The sequence below is a fragment of the Gemella sp. 27098_8_92 genome (assembly GCF_041433685.1).
Classification (GTDB): Bacteria; Bacillota; Bacilli; order Staphylococcales; family Gemellaceae; genus Gemella.
In genome coordinates this window covers 171,218-189,697 of the sequence record NZ_JAPWBZ010000003.1, presented here as the reverse complement: position 1 = coordinate 189,697, position 18,480 = coordinate 171,218, and the positions used below count along the sequence as shown (strand labels likewise).

The 18,480-nt window shown below is 32.0% G+C and carries 13 protein-coding genes and 1 other annotated feature; of the genes, 10 read left to right on the top strand and 3 right to left on the bottom strand.

The features are described 5' to 3' along the window. Positions 1–15: 15 nt before the first annotated feature. Together O3802_RS03245 and O3802_RS03240 are read left to right on the top strand one after the other, a co-directional pair. A complete protein-coding gene (locus O3802_RS03245) occupies positions 16–1,443 on the top strand; it encodes an alanine/glycine:cation symporter family protein (RefSeq protein ID WP_371458282.1) in 1,428 nt (475 codons plus the stop codon). 134 nt (positions 1,444–1,577) lie between these two features. Further along, positions 1,578–1,794, top strand: a binding site (T-box leader). A 107-nt stretch (positions 1,795–1,901) separates the two neighbouring features. Beyond that, complete coding sequence (locus O3802_RS03240; RefSeq protein WP_371458281.1) at positions 1,902–4,544, top strand: valine--tRNA ligase; 2,643 nt, start codon at positions 1,902–1,904, stop codon at positions 4,542–4,544. Positions 4,545–4,605: 61 nt separating this feature from the next. On the opposite strand, the gene O3802_RS03235 is transcribed toward O3802_RS03240, so the two are convergent. Together O3802_RS03235 and O3802_RS03230 are read right to left on the bottom strand one after the other, a co-directional pair. After that, the gene (locus tag O3802_RS03235) at positions 4,606–4,743 is read right to left on the bottom strand and encodes an LPXTG cell wall anchor domain-containing protein (protein ID WP_040461483.1); all 138 of its coding nucleotides are present in this window, start codon (positions 4,741–4,743) and stop codon (positions 4,606–4,608) included. Positions 4,744–4,755: 12 nt separating this feature from the next. After that, entirely contained in the window at positions 4,756–5,358 is a 603-nt protein-coding gene (locus tag O3802_RS03230; protein ID WP_371458280.1) for a hypothetical protein, read from the bottom strand. A gap of 239 nt (positions 5,359–5,597) precedes the next feature. Here O3802_RS03230 and O3802_RS03225 point away from each other — a divergent pair, with 239 nt between their 5' ends. The 7 genes from O3802_RS03225 to O3802_RS03195 all read left to right on the top strand — a co-directional run bounded on the left by O3802_RS03225 (position 5,598) and on the right by O3802_RS03195 (position 15,961). Then, positions 5,598–6,218, top strand: coding sequence for a CBS domain-containing protein (locus O3802_RS03225; RefSeq protein ID WP_371458279.1), 621 nt, complete (start codon positions 5,598–5,600; stop codon positions 6,216–6,218). 1 nt (position 6,219) lies between these two features. Then, complete coding sequence (locus tag O3802_RS03220; protein ID WP_281665382.1) at positions 6,220–7,029, top strand: pyruvate, water dikinase regulatory protein; 810 nt, start codon at positions 6,220–6,222, stop codon at positions 7,027–7,029. A 142-nt stretch (positions 7,030–7,171) separates the two neighbouring features. Further along, positions 7,172–9,808: a pyruvate, phosphate dikinase gene (gene ppdK, locus O3802_RS03215; protein WP_371458278.1), complete on the top strand. Its 2,637-nt coding sequence runs from the start codon at positions 7,172–7,174 to the stop codon at positions 9,806–9,808. A gap of 324 nt (positions 9,809–10,132) precedes the next feature. Beyond that, entirely contained in the window at positions 10,133–12,562 is a 2,430-nt protein-coding gene (locus tag O3802_RS03210) for a transglycosylase domain-containing protein (RefSeq protein WP_371458277.1), read from the top strand. Between the two features lie 179 nt (positions 12,563–12,741). After that, entirely contained in the window at positions 12,742–13,602 is an 861-nt protein-coding gene (rapZ, locus tag O3802_RS03205; protein WP_371458276.1) for an RNase adapter RapZ, read from the top strand. 3 nt (positions 13,603–13,605) lie between these two features. Beyond that, positions 13,606–14,589 carry a gluconeogenesis factor YvcK family protein gene (locus O3802_RS03200; RefSeq protein WP_004632717.1) on the top strand — a complete coding sequence of 328 codons (984 nt, stop codon included), beginning with the start codon at positions 13,606–13,608 and terminating at the stop codon, positions 14,587–14,589. Between the two features lie 22 nt (positions 14,590–14,611). Continuing rightward, complete coding sequence (locus O3802_RS03195) at positions 14,612–15,961, top strand: glucose-6-phosphate isomerase (protein ID WP_371458275.1); 1,350 nt, start codon at positions 14,612–14,614, stop codon at positions 15,959–15,961. 88 nt (positions 15,962–16,049) lie between these two features. Here the strand turns inward: O3802_RS03195 and O3802_RS03190 are convergent, their stop codons facing one another. Beyond that, positions 16,050–16,757 carry a UTRA domain-containing protein gene (locus O3802_RS03190; RefSeq protein ID WP_371458274.1) on the bottom strand — a complete coding sequence of 236 codons (708 nt, stop codon included), beginning with the start codon at positions 16,755–16,757 and terminating at the stop codon, positions 16,050–16,052. Positions 16,758–16,989: 232 nt separating this feature from the next. Between O3802_RS03190 and malQ the strand changes: the two genes are divergently transcribed. Next, positions 16,990–18,480, top strand: a complete 1,491-nt coding sequence (gene malQ, locus O3802_RS03185) for a 4-alpha-glucanotransferase (protein ID WP_371458273.1) — start codon at positions 16,990–16,992, stop codon at positions 18,478–18,480.

The window sequence follows — 18,480 nt, the reverse complement described above, 5'->3', positions numbered from 1 at the left end:
TAAGGAGACGTTATTATGAATATAATGGATTTACTTACTAGTCTGAATGACTTTATGTGGTCATATTTTTTAATCGGATTAGTAATTGTTACAGGTATTTATTTTACATTTAGTACGAAATTTGTTCAATTTACTTACATAAAAGAAATGTTCAGATTAATTTCTGAAAAGCCAAAAGTAGGAAAAGATGGAGAACAAAAAGGAGTATCAGCATTCCAAGCTTTTACTATTTCTGCTGCATCGCGTGTAGGGACAGGGACTATTGCTGGTGTTGCTATTGCGATAGCGCTGGGTGGTCCCGGTTCAGTATTTTGGATGTGGATTGTTGCGCTTTTTGGAGGAGCATCATCTTTTGCGGAATCTACGCTTGCCCAAGTATATAAAGTGCGCGATAGAAAAGGTGTTTATCGTGGGGGACCAGCATATTACATGGAAAAAGGTCTTGGTCAAAAATGGATGGGTGTACTGTTCGCGATTGTTATTTCAATAACTTATGGTATTGCATTCAACTCAGTACAGACAAATACTATAGCTCAATCATTAGAGATTTATAATATTAATTCTAAAGTTGCAGGTATTGCACTTTTAGTACTTACAGTTTTTGTTATTTTTGGCGGAGTGACAAAAGTTGTAAAAATTACTCAATGGTTAGTGCCTATTATGGCCGTTATTTACTTATTTATAGTTTTTATAATTATGATTATTAATTTTGATAAGATTCCAGGATTACTTGGACAAATTATAAAATCAGCATTTGGTCTTGAACAAGTTGGTGGTGGTGTAATTGGTATGGGAACTTCAATTTTACTTGGGGTAAAACGAGGAATGTTTACTAACGAAGCGGGTCTTGGTTCTACACCAAACGCAGCAGCAACAGCTGATAGTACTCATCCTGCTAAACAAGGTTTTATTCAAACACTTGGAGTATATTTTGATACTTGTTTGGTTTGTACAGCAACAGCATTTTTAATTCTGTTATATCCAGGTATAGAGTATGGGAAAGGTAGCTTACAAGGTATTAGACTTACACAAGCTGCGCTTACTTCACAAATTGGAAGTATAGGTACTGTTTTCTTAATCGTAGCAATCTTTTTATTTGGATATAGTTCAGTTATTGGAAACTACTACTATGGCGAAACAAATATCCAATATTTACTACCTAAAAAATGGGCGGTAAATGTATATCGTGTTATTGTGTGCATATTTGTATATATCGGAAGTGTAATGAACTTAGATCTAGTTTGGGGTCTTGCTGATGTAACAATGGGTATTATGAGTTTACTAAACTTGATAGCTATTATTGGGCTTTCTGGTGTAGTTTATGTTGTATTGAAAGATTATGTTAAACAACATAAACAAGGAAAAGATCCAGAATTTTATTTAGATAATTTGCCAATAAAAATTGACAACGCAACTGCGTGGAAAAATAAAAAAGAAGATTAATAAAATTACCAGTCTATTAGAAATAGTAGGCTGGTTTTTTGAAAAATATCTAAATGTTTAGCATAGGCAGGTGATATATTCCTTGCATTCTTTTGTGAATTGTGATATTATATTAAACGTATTTTAATTATAAAATATATGCGATGAGCCGATAAGTAGAAGTTCTTGCGTACCGTAGGATACAGAAAAGAAATCAGTGGTTGAGAGATTTCTCCTAGGCAGGACTTTGAAGTAGACGGTGAGCATTTAGAGTGAAAGTAAGTAGCTTTAAACGTGGTTAGAGCGTTAATCTTATTAAGTGCTAATTATAATTAGAATAAAGGTGGTACCACGGAGACTTTCGTCCTTATGTTAGGATGAGGGTTATTTTTTTATCTAAAAATCAATGCAAAAACCACAGATAAAGATAGTAAATAAAGTGAGAAATAAAAAATATTTAATAATTAGGAGGAAAAGCTATGACTGAAATGTCTACAAAATATAATCCGACCGAAGTTGAACAAAATCGTTACAATTGGTGGTTAGAAAAAGAAGTTTTTAAAGCCGACAATAAAAGTAATAAAAATCCATATACAATAGTAATTCCACCACCAAACGTAACTGGGAAATTACATATTGGACATGCATGGGATACAACATTACAAGATATGTTAACGCGTTACAAACGTCTAAAAGGATTTGATGTACTTTATCTTCCAGGGATGGACCATGCTGGTATTTCGACTCAAGCGAAAGTAGAAGCAAAAATGCGTGAAGAAGGAGTTTCACGTTATGACTTAGGTCGTGAAAAATTCTTAGAGCGTGCGTGGGAATGGAAAGAAGAATATGCAGGTTATATTCGTGCGCAATGGGCAAAATTAGGATTGGGTCTTGATTATTCTCGTGAAAGATTTACCCTTGATGAAGGATTAAACAAAGCTGTAACAAAAATCTTTGTAGACCATTATAATAATGGAACTATTTATCGCGGAGAAAAAATTATTAACTGGGATCCAGTTCAAAGAACTGCGTTATCTAATATTGAAGTAATTCATAAAGATGTAGAAGGTGCATTTTATCATCTTAAATATTTCTTAGCTGACGAAAGTGGAGATTATTTAGAAGTAGCAACTACACGTCCAGAAACTCTATTTGGAGATACTGCTGTTGCGGTTCATCCTGAAGATGAGAGATATCAAAAATACATTGGTAAAACAGTTCTTCTACCAGTGACAAATAAAGAAATTCCAGTTGTTGCAGATGAATATGTTGAAAAAGATTTTGGAAGTGGCGTTGTTAAGATTACTCCAGCGCACGATCCAAATGACTTTGAAGTAGGTGAACGACATAACTTACCACGTATTATCGTTATGGATGAAGGTGCTGTAATGAACGAGCATGCAGACAAATATAATGGTATGGATCGTTTTGAATGTCGAAAAGCACTTATTGCAGACTTGCAAGAAAGTGGAGTTTGTTTCAAAATTGAAAAACATCTTCACTCAGTAGGGCATTCAGAACGTAGTGGTGCGGTTGTTGAGCCATATCTTTCTAAACAATGGTTTGTTGATATGAAACCTCTTGCTGATAAAGTTTTAGAAAATCAAAAAGATGAAGATGGAAAAGTTAATTTTTATCCACCACGTTTTGAGCATACATTAAATACATGGATGGAAAATATTCAAGACTGGTGTATTTCTCGTCAATTATGGTGGGGACATCGTATTCCAGCTTGGTATCACAAAGAAACTGGTGAAGTTTATGTTGATGTAAATCCACCAAAAGATATCGAAAACTATGTTCAAGATGAAGATGTTCTTGATACTTGGTACTCTTCAGCATTATTCCCATTCTCAACATTAGGATGGCCAGATTTAGAAAGTGAAGATTTCAAACGTTACTATCCAAACAGCTGTCTAGTAACTGGATACGATATTATCTTCTTCTGGGTTGCTCGTATGGTATTCCAAGGATTAGAATTTACAGGAACTCGTCCATTTGAAGATTGTTTAATCCACGGTTTAGTTCGTGATGAACAAGGCCGTAAGATGAGTAAGTCTCTTGGTAATGGTGTAGATCCGATGGAAGTAATTGAACAATACGGAGCCGATAGCTTGCGTTACTTCTTAGCTACGAACTCAACACCAGGACAAGATTTACGTTACTCAACTGAAAAAATTGAAGCAAGTTGGAACTATATCAATAAAATCTGGAATGCTTCTCGTTTTGTAATTATGAATCTTGAAGGTTTCGAATACAGCGATATAGATTTATCAGGAGAAAAAACACTAGCTGATAAATATATCTTAACAAAACTTGCTAAAACTATTGAAGACTTCGAAAGATTATTTGAAAAATATGAATTCGGTGAAGCAAGCCGCATTTTATATAATTTCGTATGGGAAGAATTCTGTTCATGGTATATTGAAATTGCTAAGATTTCATTAAATGGTGAAGATGAAGCTACTAAGAAAACTACTAAATCTATTTTAGTATATGTACTTGATGCTTCTCTAAAAATGTTACATCCGTTTATGCCATTCGTAACTGAAGAAATCTGGCAACACATTCCTCACACAGGAGATAGTATTGTAACTAGCGAATTTGCTAAAGTTGATGCAAGCTTAGTATTTGAAAATGAAACTGAAGATATGCAATTTATCCAAGATGTAATTACAGCAGTACGTAATATCCGTAGTGAAGTTAATGCACCTATGTCACGCGAAATACCTATTAAGATTAAATACGCACAAGAAAACGTAAAAGAAGTATTATTAAGTGGAAGTGCATACCTAGAAAAATTTGCACGTCCTAGCGAACTTATTATTGAACGTGAAGTAGAAGCAAGCGAAACTGATATTAGTCGTATTTTACCAGGTGCTGAAATCTACGTTTCATTAAGTGATTTAATCGATGTAGATAAAGAAAAAGAACGTCTAGGAAAGGAACTAGAGAAATTACAACAAGAATTAGATAGAGTAAACAAAAAACTTTCTAATGAAAAATTTGTTGGTTCTGCTCCAGAAGCCGTTGTAGCTAAAGAAAAAGAAAAACAAGTAGCATATCAAGAACAATATGATAGTGTTAAAGAACGTATTAGTGCATTAGATAATTTAAAATAATAAAATAAAAATCCTTAAACTATGATTTTTAAGTTTAAGGATTTTTATTTTATAGATAAGTTTATTCATCTTTGTTGTTTTTCTTTTTCCAAAAAAGGAAGATTATAATTAGGAGAATAATAGCAATACCGATATACGCTCCATAATTTTTAACTACTTCACCGGTATTAGGTAATGTATCAATAGATAATAAATTCATAAATACACCTCACTATTGTTCGTTGTTTTCTGTTTCAGAGCTTTCTTTTAAAAGTTCAGTTTCTATTTTTTCTTTAACTTCGTCTATTTTCTTTTCCGCATTCTCAGAGAAAGTTTGAATTTTTTCTTTAACTTTATTTTCTTCTAATTCTTCTTTAATATCTTCCACTTTTTCTTTTATTGAATTAACTTTTTGTTTTGCAGTTTCAACAAAATTAGAAATATTCGGTTTGATTTCTTCAGCAACTTTTTTAGCAGAGCCTAGATTTTCCTTGAATTCGGCAGAATACTCACGGATATTACTAGCGTGTTCTTTTATTTCACATGCGTTGTCAGATAACTTTTTTCCATAGTAAACAGCATCGTTGTAAGTTTCTGTTAGCTTATTTTTTGTACGATTAGCAACTTTAATGGCATCTTTACATAAATAATCAGCAGCTTCAACAATTCCATTTTTTTCTGCATAACGAATCATACATCTAGTATAACCGTATGAATCTTTTGCTTTTTTCTTTATAAAGTTAAAATGTTCTTCTAGTTTTTCTGAGTTTTTAGTGTAATAGTTAGCTACTGCGATTCCAGAACCAATTATTAAAAGTTTTGATAATTTTGACATAATACACCTCGTTACTTTTTTATTCTATTATATCATATATAGCTTTAAATATAAATTAAGTTTTACAAATAATAGTTAAGAAGGTGTATTTTATTTATTTTGAATAATATAAGTATAGCATTTTATTGTCATATTATATTTTAAAAAAGTATATATTACACATTATTTATTTTTTAGTCTTGAAATAATGTGTAATATATTATATAATTATAGTTGTAAAACGTAATAAAGGAGGAACAATGAAATTAACCGACAGACATAAAGCTATAATTGAAATAGTAAAAGAGTTTGAACCAATTACTAGTGATGAAATTGCGGAAAAACTGTCTTTAGGTAAATCTACACTTAGAAATAATTTAGCAGTTTTAGGGATGTTAGAAGTGTTAGAAGCAAAGCCTAATGTCGGATACTATTATAATTATAACTTTTCACCAGGGGAGCAAAGGGAAGAAGTAAAAAGGAAATCTGTTAAAGAAATAATGGGGATAGCTATAACAGCTAAAAGTACAGCAAGTTATTCAGAAGTATTATCGAAGTTATTTATTTACGATGTAGGTACTATTTTTATAGTTAATGAAGAGAATCATTTAGTTGGTGTTACTTCTAGAAAAGATATGTTGAAACTAGCGAGAAATGCTGATGCTGATTCATTACCTATAGCACTTGCTATGACACGCGTTCCTAATGTAATTTATATTTATGAGGATGAATTAGTAAGTGATGCATTGAGAAAGATTATTTTGCATGAGATTGATTGTTTACCGGTTGTTAGGGAGGATGACAATGGTAATAGAATAATCGTAGGTAAAGTTTCAAAAACTACATTGATAAAATTATTACTAGAGATACTGGAGGGATAATATGCTAACTGTACACATAATTTCAGATTCCATAGGGAATACTGCAAAAGATGTAGTGGATGCTGCATTAGTTCAGTTCTCATATGGACAAGTTAAGTATAAAGTTCTAAAAAACTCTAATGTTTGTACGAAGGAAAAAATAGACTCTATTATGACTAATATAGCTGAGGGAGATGTAGTAGTTCAAACGTTAGTAGACAAAGAGCTTGCAAAATATGCAAGAGAGCTTGCAGAAGAAAGAAATATCAAAGTTATCGATTTATTAAGCGATATGTTGGATATTTTTGAAGAAAAATTAAAAGTAAAATCAGAGAATAATCCAGGATTAATTCGAAAAATGGGAACGGAGTATTTTAAAAGGGTAGATGCATTAGAGTTTGCTGTAAAATATGATGACGGTAAGGATATAAATGGGTTTAGGGAGGCAGATGTGATAATTTTGGGAGTATCGCGCACTTCAAAAACACCACTTAGTTTATATTTAGCAAATAGAAACATCAAAGTTATGAACGTTCCTATAGTTCGAGATTTAATTTTACCAGAAGAACTATATGAAGTTAAGCGTAAAATTGTTGGACTAACTAATTCTGTTGAACAGCTTAATAAGTTAAGGGAAGAACGATTAAAAGCTCTTGGGGTTGACCAAGGAACAGATTATACAGATGAGATGAGAATCTTTGAAGAGTTAGAATATGCACTGGAGATTATGGAAAAAATTGGATGTCCTGTAATTGATGTTCATAATAAAGCAATAGAGGAAACAGCAGAAATAATTATTGGAATTATGAGAGAAAGAGGACTAGAGGTTTAAACAAAATAATTAATTATTTTAATTAACGGATGTTATAGAAGTATTTAAATAAAAGATATAGTATCTTTTGATTTAAATACACTAACAATAAAAATTATAAAAGTTTTAAAAATATACAAACAATTTTGTGGGGGAAAATACAATGACAAAGAAATATGTTTATAATTTCAGTGAAGGTAATAAAGATATGAGATCTTTATTAGGGGGAAAAGGTGCAAACCTTGCGGAAATGAAGAGTTTAGGGATAAATGTACCTCCTGGATTTACTATTACAACAGAAAGCTGTAACAGTTATTATGAAAATGGGGAAAGAATAAAACCTGAAATTTTAAAACAAATAAACGACCAATTAGAAATATTAGAAAAAGAAATTGGGAAAAAACTAGGAAGTCTAGAAAATCCATTATTGGTGTCTGTACGTAGTGGTGCGGTATTCTCAATGCCAGGGATGATGGACACAATTTTAAATTTAGGATTAAATGATGAAACTACAATAGTTTTGGCGAAAAAGAATAATAATTATCGCTTTGCATACGATAGTTACCGCCGCTTTATTCAAATGTTTTCTGATGTTGTTATGAATGTTGAAAAATATAAATTTGAAGAAGTCTTAACACGTGTTAAAGAAGAAAATGGTTATGCTCAAGATAGTGACATGAATGAAAAAGACTTATTCAAAGTAGTGGAAGAATTCAAAGCTATTTACAAAAAAGAAGTAGGCCGTGACTTCCCAATGAGTGTAAAAGAACAACTTATGCTTGCTGTTGAAGCGGTATTCAAATCTTGGAATAATAATAGAGCAAAAGTATATCGTAGATTGCATAATATCAGTGACAAATTAGGGACAGCTGTTAATATTCAAGCAATGGTATTTGGAAACATGGGAGACAACTGTGGGACTGGGGTATCATTCAGTAGAAACCCAGTAACAGGTGAGGATAAACTTTTTGGTGAATACTTGATAAACGCTCAAGGGGAAGATGTAGTAGCAGGAATCAGAACACCTAAAAATATTAGTATCTTAGAAGAAGATATGCCACATCTTTATAAAGAATTTGTTGATATCTCTAAAAAACTGGAAAGACATTATAAAGATATGCAAGATATCGAGTTCACAATTGAAGATGGGAAATTATATATACTTCAAACTCGTAATGCTAAAAGAACACCTAATGCGGTTGTTGAAGTAGCGGTATCTTTGGTAGAAGAAGGTATTATAAGCAAGGAAGAAGCTATTTTAAGAGTAGGAACTGAGGAAATCAATAAACTTCTACATGCAACATTTGAAGAGAAAAGCTTAAAAGGAGCTAAAGAACTTACTCAAGGTCTGGCTGCATCTCCTGGAGCTGCGGTAGGTAAAATATACTTTTCTGCAGAAGAAGCGGTAGAGGCTGCAAAAACAGAAGCTGTAGTATTAGTACGCGAAGAGACTTCACCAGAAGATATTGAAGGAATGGTTAGCTCGGAAGCGATAGTTACACTTAGGGGAGGAATGACATCGCATGCTGCTGTAGTAGCGCGTGGAATGGGTAAATGTTGTGTTTGTGGTTGTCAAAACATGATTATTGACTATAAAGAAAAAACTCTAAGAATTTCTGATTTAGTTTTACGTGAAGGTGATACAATTTCTGTTGATGGAAGTAGTGGTAAAGTTTATCTTGGTGAAGTGGAAAAGGTAGATGCAACATTTAGTTCTAGATTTAAAAAATTATTAAGTTGGGCAGATGAAATTCGTCAAATGAGCGTTTTTGCAAATGCAGATAATGAAATTGATGCTAAAGTTGCTTTTGAGTTCGGAGCTGAAGGTATAGGACTTTGTAGAACGGAACATATGTTCTTTGAAGAAGATAGAATTAGCCTAGTAAGAAAAATGATTTTAGCAGCTGATACAGCTGAAAGGGTAAAATTCTTAGAAAGATTACAACCTATTCAAAGTGAAGATTTCTATAAAATATTCAAGGCAGCTAATGGAAAATCAGTTAATATTCGTCTGTTAGATCCACCTTTACATGAATTTTTACCAAAAGATGATAAAACAATAGAAGTTATTGCAGAAGAGCTAAATGTAACAGTGTCTCAATTGAAGTCTAAAGTAGCTAGCATTGCAGAATTTAACCCGATGATGGGACATCGTGGATGCCGTTTAGGTGTTACATATCCAGAAATTTATCTGATGCAAGCTAAAGCGATTAGTTCAGCAGCAATAAGAGCTAAAAAAGAGGGTGTAGATGTTAATGTTGAAATTATGATTCCGTTAGTTGGATTAGAAAAAGAATTGGCTGTACTTCGAGAACAAATAGTAGAGTTAGTTGAAAAAGAAATTCACTTATACAAAACAGAATTCACTTATAAAGTCGGTACCATGATAGAAATACCACGCGCATGTTTAATTGCGGATAAGATTGCTAAACATGCAGATTTCTTCAGTTTTGGTACAAATGACTTAACTCAACTTACTTTCGGTTACTCTAGAGATGATGCAGAGAAATTTATTGATATTTATAAAAAGAAAAATATTCTAGAATCTGATCCTTTTGTTCATTTAGATGAGAGTGGAGTATTAGAGTTGATGCAACTTGCGGTTCGAAAAGCTCGTGAGACAAAACCAGCTATTAAACTTGGAATTTGTGGAGAGCACGGAGGAGATGAAAAATCAATTCTTCTATGTTCTAAACTAGGTTTAGGTTATGTATCTTGTTCTCCATATCGTGTGATAATTGCGCGTATAGCGGCAGCTAAAGCAGCAATAGGTGATGTAGAAGCTTCTTCAACAAAATAATTAAATGAACTTAGTAAGGGCGACTTTGAATTATAATTTTCAAAGTCGCTTTTTTAAGTTTAATATAAGGTAAAATAAATATAATTTAATAGATAAGTGCTAATTGGTAACTTATTTTTCATATGAGCATATGATATTATTAAGATGTAATTATGTTACAAATAGATTAAATAATTGTAAATATTAATAATATTTAGTTAAGTAAATTGATTTTTTTTAAAATATACATTAAAATTAATTTAGTATTATTGAATTTTATTTTCAAAATGAAAGTAAAAGTTAAGAAATAGAAAGTTTAAATATTATGTAAAGAAAGGATATGCTATGGTAGAAAATAATAATGAGCGTTTATCTAGAAGAGATAAGCATTCAACAGAGAAAAAAACCGTTATGCCAGGTGGATATATATCTAGAAAAAATATTAGTAGTTCAAAAACAAATGAACAACAAAGGCGAGCAATAAATGAGGAAATGATGAGAAGACGAGCTCAAAGATCTAAAAGTGGTCAGCAAATATCATCAAATTCACCTCAAGGGCAACAAGGCTCAGGAGGAAGAGGAGGTAATCCTAACGGAAGAAGACCCCTACCACCAGGAAGAATAAGTAAACCAAATTTCAATAACGGAAAAAAAGGACTATGGCTAAAAATTTTGAGATATGGTTTATATGCCGCAAGTATTGCTATCATTTCAATATTTTTACTATGTGTATTTTGGATTTATCAAGCGCCAGCTTTTGATTCGAAAATATTAGATAACAATAGTAGAACAGTTGTTTATGATGTAAATAACAATGAGGTAGCTAAACTTGGTAATCAAGTTGGTGAAAATTTAGAAACATCTGATATTCCTGAAAAAATGCAGGAGGCAATATTAGCAACGGAGGATAATAGATTCTTCGAACATGGAGCAGTAGACTATCGTCGATTAGTAAAAGCTGTCTTTTCTAATCTTACGAGTGGTTTTGGTTCTCAAGGGGGATCTACAATTTCACAGCAGCTTATTAAAAGAACGTTTCTAGATGATAATAAGAGTGTAAAACGTAAAGTTCAGGAAGCATACTTAGCTTATAAATTAGAACAAAATTATGATAAAGAGTCTATTTTTACTATGTATGTAAATAGAATTTATTATTCAGATGGTGTTTATGGATTGAAAACAGCAGCGAAGTATTACTATGGTAAAGAATTAAGTCAATTAACATTGCCACAAATGGCATTACTTGCCGGATTACCTCAATATCCTAATACTTATAATCCATATGATAATGCAGAAGCGGCTAAAACACGTCGTGATACAGTACTTTATTTAATGCAATACCACGGGAAAATTACTGAACAAGAAGCAACTGCTGCTAAAAACACAGATGTACTTGCAGGTATAGTGAAAAGAAATGAAAATGAACGTGTTATTCTTTCTAGTGAGTTTGATAGTAAATACACTTCATATATGAATGAAATAGTTAGAGAACTTAAGAATAGTAAAGAATATAAGGATTATGAAGGAGACGTGCTAAACTTAGGACTTAAGATTTACACTAATTTCGATCCGAAAATCCAAGATTCATTAAGTACAAGTATGAGTAGTAATTTAGTAGGTATAAAACAGGCAAGTAATGTATCGATGGTTGTTTTAAATAATGAAAATAGTGGAATTGCGGCTTTATATGGTGGGAAAAATCAGACTTTCCATGGATATAATATAGCAACGCAAGCGAAGTTACAAGCTGGATCATCAATTAAACCAATTTTGGCTTATGGACCAGCTATTGAGTACTTAAATTGGGGATCAGGGCAAACAATAGAAGATAAAGCAATACCTGGCACTCAAATTCAAAACTGGGATAGACAATACCATGGTAATATTACGATGAATAATGCATTAACATGGTCATATAATATACCAGCGATTAAAGCATATCAGCAAGTTGGATTTGAAAGAGTTAAGCAATATGCAGCTAATGTAGGTATGGAAGTAAAAGATGATTCTATAACAACGCCGATAGGAGGAAGTAGTGATGGTTATTCACCACTTCAAATGGCAGCAGCATATGTACCATTTAGTAATGGTGGGTATTATGCAACACCAAAAGCTATTAAAAAGGTCTATGATAGTGAAGGTACTGAAATAAAAAGTTTTAGTACTGATGACAGAAAGAGAGTTATAAAAGAATCTACTGCCTACATAATGACATCAATGTTACGTAACGTAGTTAATGGGATAGCAGCTTATGCACGTATAAGTGGAGCAGATATGGCGGTTAAAACAGGAACTACAACTTTTGGAGAAGCTGAAGCACAAAAATATGGCTTTGATATAAATAACTATTCAAAAGATTCTTGGACAATAGGATACACGAGTAATTATACTTTAGCTGTATGGCAAGGGTTTGATGCTATAGATGGACCAACTAAATTTATGACACAACAAGATACACAAAGAACACAAATGTTATATAGATTGAATATGCAAAATATAGTTCGTATTCATCCGCCTAGAGGATTTAATGTTCCAGGAAATGTTGGTTCAATAGATGGTGGTGTAAGGGTTATTTCAGATAGTGAACGCCGTCAAATAGAAGAGCAGCAAAGAAGAGCGCAAGAAGAAAGAAATCGTTCTGAGAATAATAATTCAGATAACGATGATAATGATTCTAACACGACGAACAATAGAAATAACAACTCAAATAATAGTGGAAATACCGCTTCTAATAATAGATCAAACAGAAATAACAATAATTCAAATAATGGATAAAGGATAAGAGATTAGCTCTATTATATATAATATGTGATAGAGTTAATCTTTTTTAATTTTGAAAATACTACACAAAAGTTTTTTTTTAGTGTACAATAGAAATTAGAATTTGATGATTATCTAGAAAATACATCAAATTGTTGAATGATGCAGATATATTATAAGATGGATGTGAAGCTATGAAAAAAAAATTAGTAATAATTACAGGAATAAGTGGAGCAGGTAAGAATACAGCGTTAAGTATTTTTGAAAGTCAAGGATATTTTTGTACAGATAATCTACCTGGACTTTTAGTTGAGGATTTTTTACGTATAATTGAAGAAAAAGAGATAGACAAAACGGCTATTAGTATAGATATTCGAAGTAAGCATCTTCATGTTGATTTAAAAGAGTTATTTAAAAAAATTCAGCATAATGAATATTTTGACTTAAAGATTATCTTTTTAGATAGTGAAGATCAAGTTTTGGTTAATCGTTATAAAGAAACGAGAAAAAATCATCCATTATCGACAGAGTTTAGTCTTCTTGAAGGAATAAAACAAGAGCGTCATGTTATGGATGAAGTTAAAGATATTGCAAATTATATTTATGATACTACTAATTTAAAAGTAAAAGATTTGCAACAAAAAATATTGGCAGATTTTGGAATAGAAAAGAAAGATAGTTATCATATAACGATCTCTAGTTTCGGTTATAAATATGGGTTACCCATTGATGCTGATAACATAGTGGATGTTAGATTTTTAAAAAATCCATTTTATATAAATGAGCTTCGTGAAAAAACTGGACAAGATGCAGAAGTGTTCGATTATGTTTTTTCAGATAGTATAACACAGGAATTTTATGAGAAATATAAAGATTTAATAGTTTATATGATTGATAAGTATCAGTATGAAGGGCGAGATAAAGTAGCGATTGCAATAGGTTGTACTGGAGGGAAGCATCGCTCAGTAAGTATTGCTCGAAAAATACATGAAGATATTTCGAAATTAGGATATAAAGTTTATCTTGAACATCGAGATATAGACAAGGGTAGGTAGGAAATGAGAACAAAAGTAAAAGTAGTAACTATAGGTGGAGGAACAGGCTTATCTGTTCTTCTTAGAGGATTAAAGAAGTATCCTCTGGATATAACAGCAATAGTTACTGTAGCAGATGATGGGGGAAGTTCTGGAAAAATTAGAAGTGATATGAATATTCCATCTCCTGGAGATATAAGGAATGTTATAGCGGCTTTATCAGATGTTGAGCCGTACTTGGAGAAGATGTTTCAATATAGATTTGACTCTGGAGAAGTAAAAGGCCATCCAGTAGGAAACTTAATGTTAGCCGCAATGACGGATATTCATGGTGATTTTACAACAGCGGTAAAAGTAATGAGTAAAATACTAAATGTACGTGGTAAGGTATTACCAACAACAAATGATATTGCAACACTTAATGCAGTGTTGTCTACTGGAGAAATTATTCGTGGTGAGTCATCGATAACTGAAGCCGGTGGGATTATTGATCATGTTTATATAACCCCGTCTAGAGTCAGACCTAATGAGGATGTGTTAAAAGCAATTGAAGAGGCGGATTATATTATCATGGGGCCAGGTAGTCTATATACATCTATAATTCCAAATTTAGTAATTTCTAATGTATCAGAAAGAATACGCGAGAGTGAAGCTAAGAAGATATATGTTTGCAACGTCATGACACAACATGGTGAAACGGATAATTATACTGTTTCAGATCATATAAAGGCTATAAATAAACATGTTGAAGAAAATATTTTCGATATAGTTATTGCTAATTCACGTGAGTTCGATTCGAAAGTTTTAGAAAAATATCACAAAGAAAAACAAGAAGCTGTTCGAATTGATTATGAAGAAATAAATAAATTGGGAATTGAATTAATAGAAAATAGAGATGTTGGAATCGTTGAAAATAATGTGATTAGACACAATGCAGAAAAAGTTTCTGAATTAATTTATGATTATATTATAGACGACAAGCCAACAATGATTTATAATAAAAGGTAAAGTCAAACAAAGGAGAACAAAAATGCACTTAAATTTTGATTATTCGAAAGCGTTAAATTTCTTTAATGAACAAGAAGTGAAAAATATGGAGGATTATGTGAAAGTTGCACATAATCAGCTGCATAACAAAACAGGGATCGGAAATGATTTCTTAGGTTGGTTGGAATTACCGACTAATTATGATAAAGAGGAATTTGCGCGTATTAAAGAAGCTAGTAAAAAAATTCAAAACAATTCTGATGTGTTTGTTGTTATCGGAATAGGTGGATCTTATTTAGGAGCTCGTGCAGCTATAGAAATGTTAAATGATAGTTTTTACAACTTCTATGAAAAAGATCGCAAAACTCCTCAAGTATTTTTTGTAGGTCACACAATTTCTTCAACTTATACACAAGAATTAGTGAATTACCTAAAAACTACTGGAAAAGATTTTTCAGTAAATGTAATTTCAAAATCAGGGACAACTACTGAACCAGCAATAGCTTTTCGTATTTTTAAAGAATTACTTGAAGAAAAATATGGAAAAGAAGGAGCTCGCGAAAGAATTTATGCAACAACAGATAAAGCACGTGGGGCATTAAAATCACTTGCTGACGATGAAGGATATGAAACTTTTGTAGTACCTGACGATGTTGGAGGACGTTTTACAGTTCTTACAGCTGTTGGATTATTACCAATCGCGGTTAGTGGTGTTGATATTGATAAAATGATGGCAGGTGCTAAGTTAGCACAGGATGAACTTTCTACACCAGATTTAAGCAAAAACATCGCATACCAATATGCAGTAATGCGTAACATTTTACAACAAAAAGGAAAATTAATTGAAATCTTAGTTTCTTATGAGCCGTCAATGGTTTACTTTAATGAATGGTGGAAACAACTTTATGGAGAGTCTGAAGGTAAAGATGGGAAAGCATTATATCCATCAAGTGTATGTTTCTCAACAGACTTGCACTCAATGGGACAATATGTTCAAGAAGGACGTCGTATTCTTTTAGAAACAATCTTAAAAGTTAAAACACCAAACAAGGATATTGAACTTAAAGAAGCTGAAAATAATCTTGATGGACTTAATTACCTGGCAGGAAAAACTATGGATTTTGTTAATACAAAAGCATTTGAAGGTACATTGCTTGCACATACAGATGGAGGAGTACCTAACTTTGTAGTTGAACTTCCAGATATGAGTGAGTTTACATTTGGATACTTAGTATATTTCTTCGAAAAAGCAGTAGGAATCTCTGGATATATGCAAGGATTAAATCCATTTGATCAACCAGGTGTGGAAGCATACAAGAAAAATATGTTTGCACTTCTAGGAAAACCAGGATTTGAAGAATTAAAAGCAGAATTAGAAGAAAGATTAAAATAAAAGCTAATATATAAATTTAAAACACACCTCAGGGGTTAGATAAGAGAAAGTTCTAACCTCTGAGGTGTATTTAATTAATTTTTTTATCTTACCTTTTCGCCATTGTAACAAAGGTGAATTTATCTGGACGGTAACTTAAAACGCCGTATTGAAGAATATTACCATTCGATAAGTAAGTAATACTTTCAACAACAGCAACCATATCATAGTTTCCAAGATCCATATGTTGTTTTTCTTCATCAGTAGCATATCTGAATGAAATTTCACGACGTGAATGTGTGATATTAAGACCAAGTTCGGTTTCTAAATGTTTATAAATTGAATTTTCCGCTATATCTTTATTTAAAAAAGGGACTAATGAACGATCAAAATATGAAACTTCATACTCAAGTCGTTCTCCATTAATTGTTCTGCTTCGACTGACGCGATAAAAATCATTGCTTTCATTTGCTCCAAAGATATCCATAATTTTTCTATCACCTTGAATTATATATAGGCTTTCAAGGTTTGTTTTTATTTCGTATTTTCCATCTATATTTAATTCTGCTGAAGTTTTAATATTTCCTAAATAATTGTTTTTAATACGTCCATGTCCTAGAATTAAAGAATTTTTTCCTTTTATTTTTTGTATATATCCATCTAATTCTAAAAGTGATAATGCTTTTCTTATTGTATCTTTTGAATAACCATATTCTCTTACTAAGTCATTTTCACTAGGTAATTCAGTATTACGTTTATAGAAACGTGTATCAATTTTTCCTTTGATATCATTATAGACTTGCTTGTATTTACTCATACTCCCTAAACCCTTTCTAAAATTTCATCTTACTATTATAAACGTATAGTTATAAAAAATCAAGAGTAATATAAATCTCTCTACAAAAATCCAACATTTACGGATATGTTAGAAGAAAAAAATAAAAGAATTACATAAATGTATTGACAAGATGAAACGCTTTTATTATAATAATTACTGTTAAGTAGTTAAAGTAATTATTAAGTTGTAAAATTTTATGGAGGAGACGAAAATGAGAAGACGTTCAAGTGGGGTATTGATGCATATTACGTCACTACCTGGGAAACAAGGTATTGGAACATTTGGGAAAAGCGCTTATGATTTTGTTGATTTTTTAGAAGAGACTCAACAAACATATTGGCAGCTTTTACCACTAACAACAACAAGTTACGGAGATTCTCCTTATCAAAGTTTTTCTGCAGTGGCAGGGAATTTAAATCTAATTGACTTCGACTTATTAGAAGAAGAAGGTCTTTTAGAAAAAGTAGACTATGAAGGAGTTAACTTTGGAGATAATCCAGAAAAAGTAGACTATGGATTATTGTTTGATGTAAGAAGACCAATTTTAGAAAAAGTGGTCGCTAATGTTGTTAAAAGCGATAAAGTTTTAGCCGAAATTGAGAAATTTGAAAAAGAAAATGCAAGCTGGTTAGTTGATTATGCTGAATATATGGCAATTAAAGAAAGTTTTGGTTATCAAAGCTTCATTCATTGGGATGAGGATATAAAACGTGCTGAAATAAGTGCCCGCGAAAAATATCGTATAGAGCTACAAGATAGTATTCGTTATTACACAATAACACAGTACTTTTTCTTCAAACAATGGTTAGCTCTTAAGAATTATGCAAACTCAAAAGGAATTAAAATTATTGGAGATATGCCAATATATGTTAGTGCTGATAGTGTAGAAATGTGGACAATGCCAGAACTATTCAAGGTGAATGAAGACAACGAGCCACTTTATGTAGCTGGATGTCCTGCTGATGATTTTAGTCCTACTGGTCAACTTTGGGGGAATCCAATCTATAATTGGGAAAAACATAGAGACCAAAACTATTCTTGGTGGGTATACCGAGTTCAAGAAAGTTTTAAAATATACGATGTACTTCGTATAGATCACTTCAAAGGATTTTCTGATTACTGGCAAATAGACAGTAATGCAGAAACGGCAGCTGTAGGAACTTGGGAAGCGGGACCCGGTATAGAATTATTTGAAAAAATAAAAGCTGAATTAGGAGATTTACCAATTATTGCAGAAAATCTTGGATTTATCGATGCTAAAGCCGAAAAACTTCTAGAAGATTCTACTTACCCAGGTATGAAGATTCTTCAATTTGCGTTTCCTGGAGAAGACAACTTAGACCGTCCACATCATTATACGCAAAATAGTGTAGCATACACTGGAACACATGATAATGATGTAGTTAACGGTTGGTATGCTGAATTGGATGAAAAAGGAAAAGAATTTGTTGATACTTACTTAAACCGTCGTGATGGTGAAAAAATTACAGAAGCAATGATTCGAGGAATTTATTCATCAGTAAGTGACTATGCGATTGTAACAATGCAAGATTTACTAGATAAAGATACTACTAGTAGAATGAACATTCCATCTACAGTTGGAGGAAACTGGGAGTGGAGAATGTTGGAAGAGGATTTAACTTCAGAACGTAAAGAGTTCTTGAAAAATATTACAAAATTATATGCAAGAGAGAGAGGATAA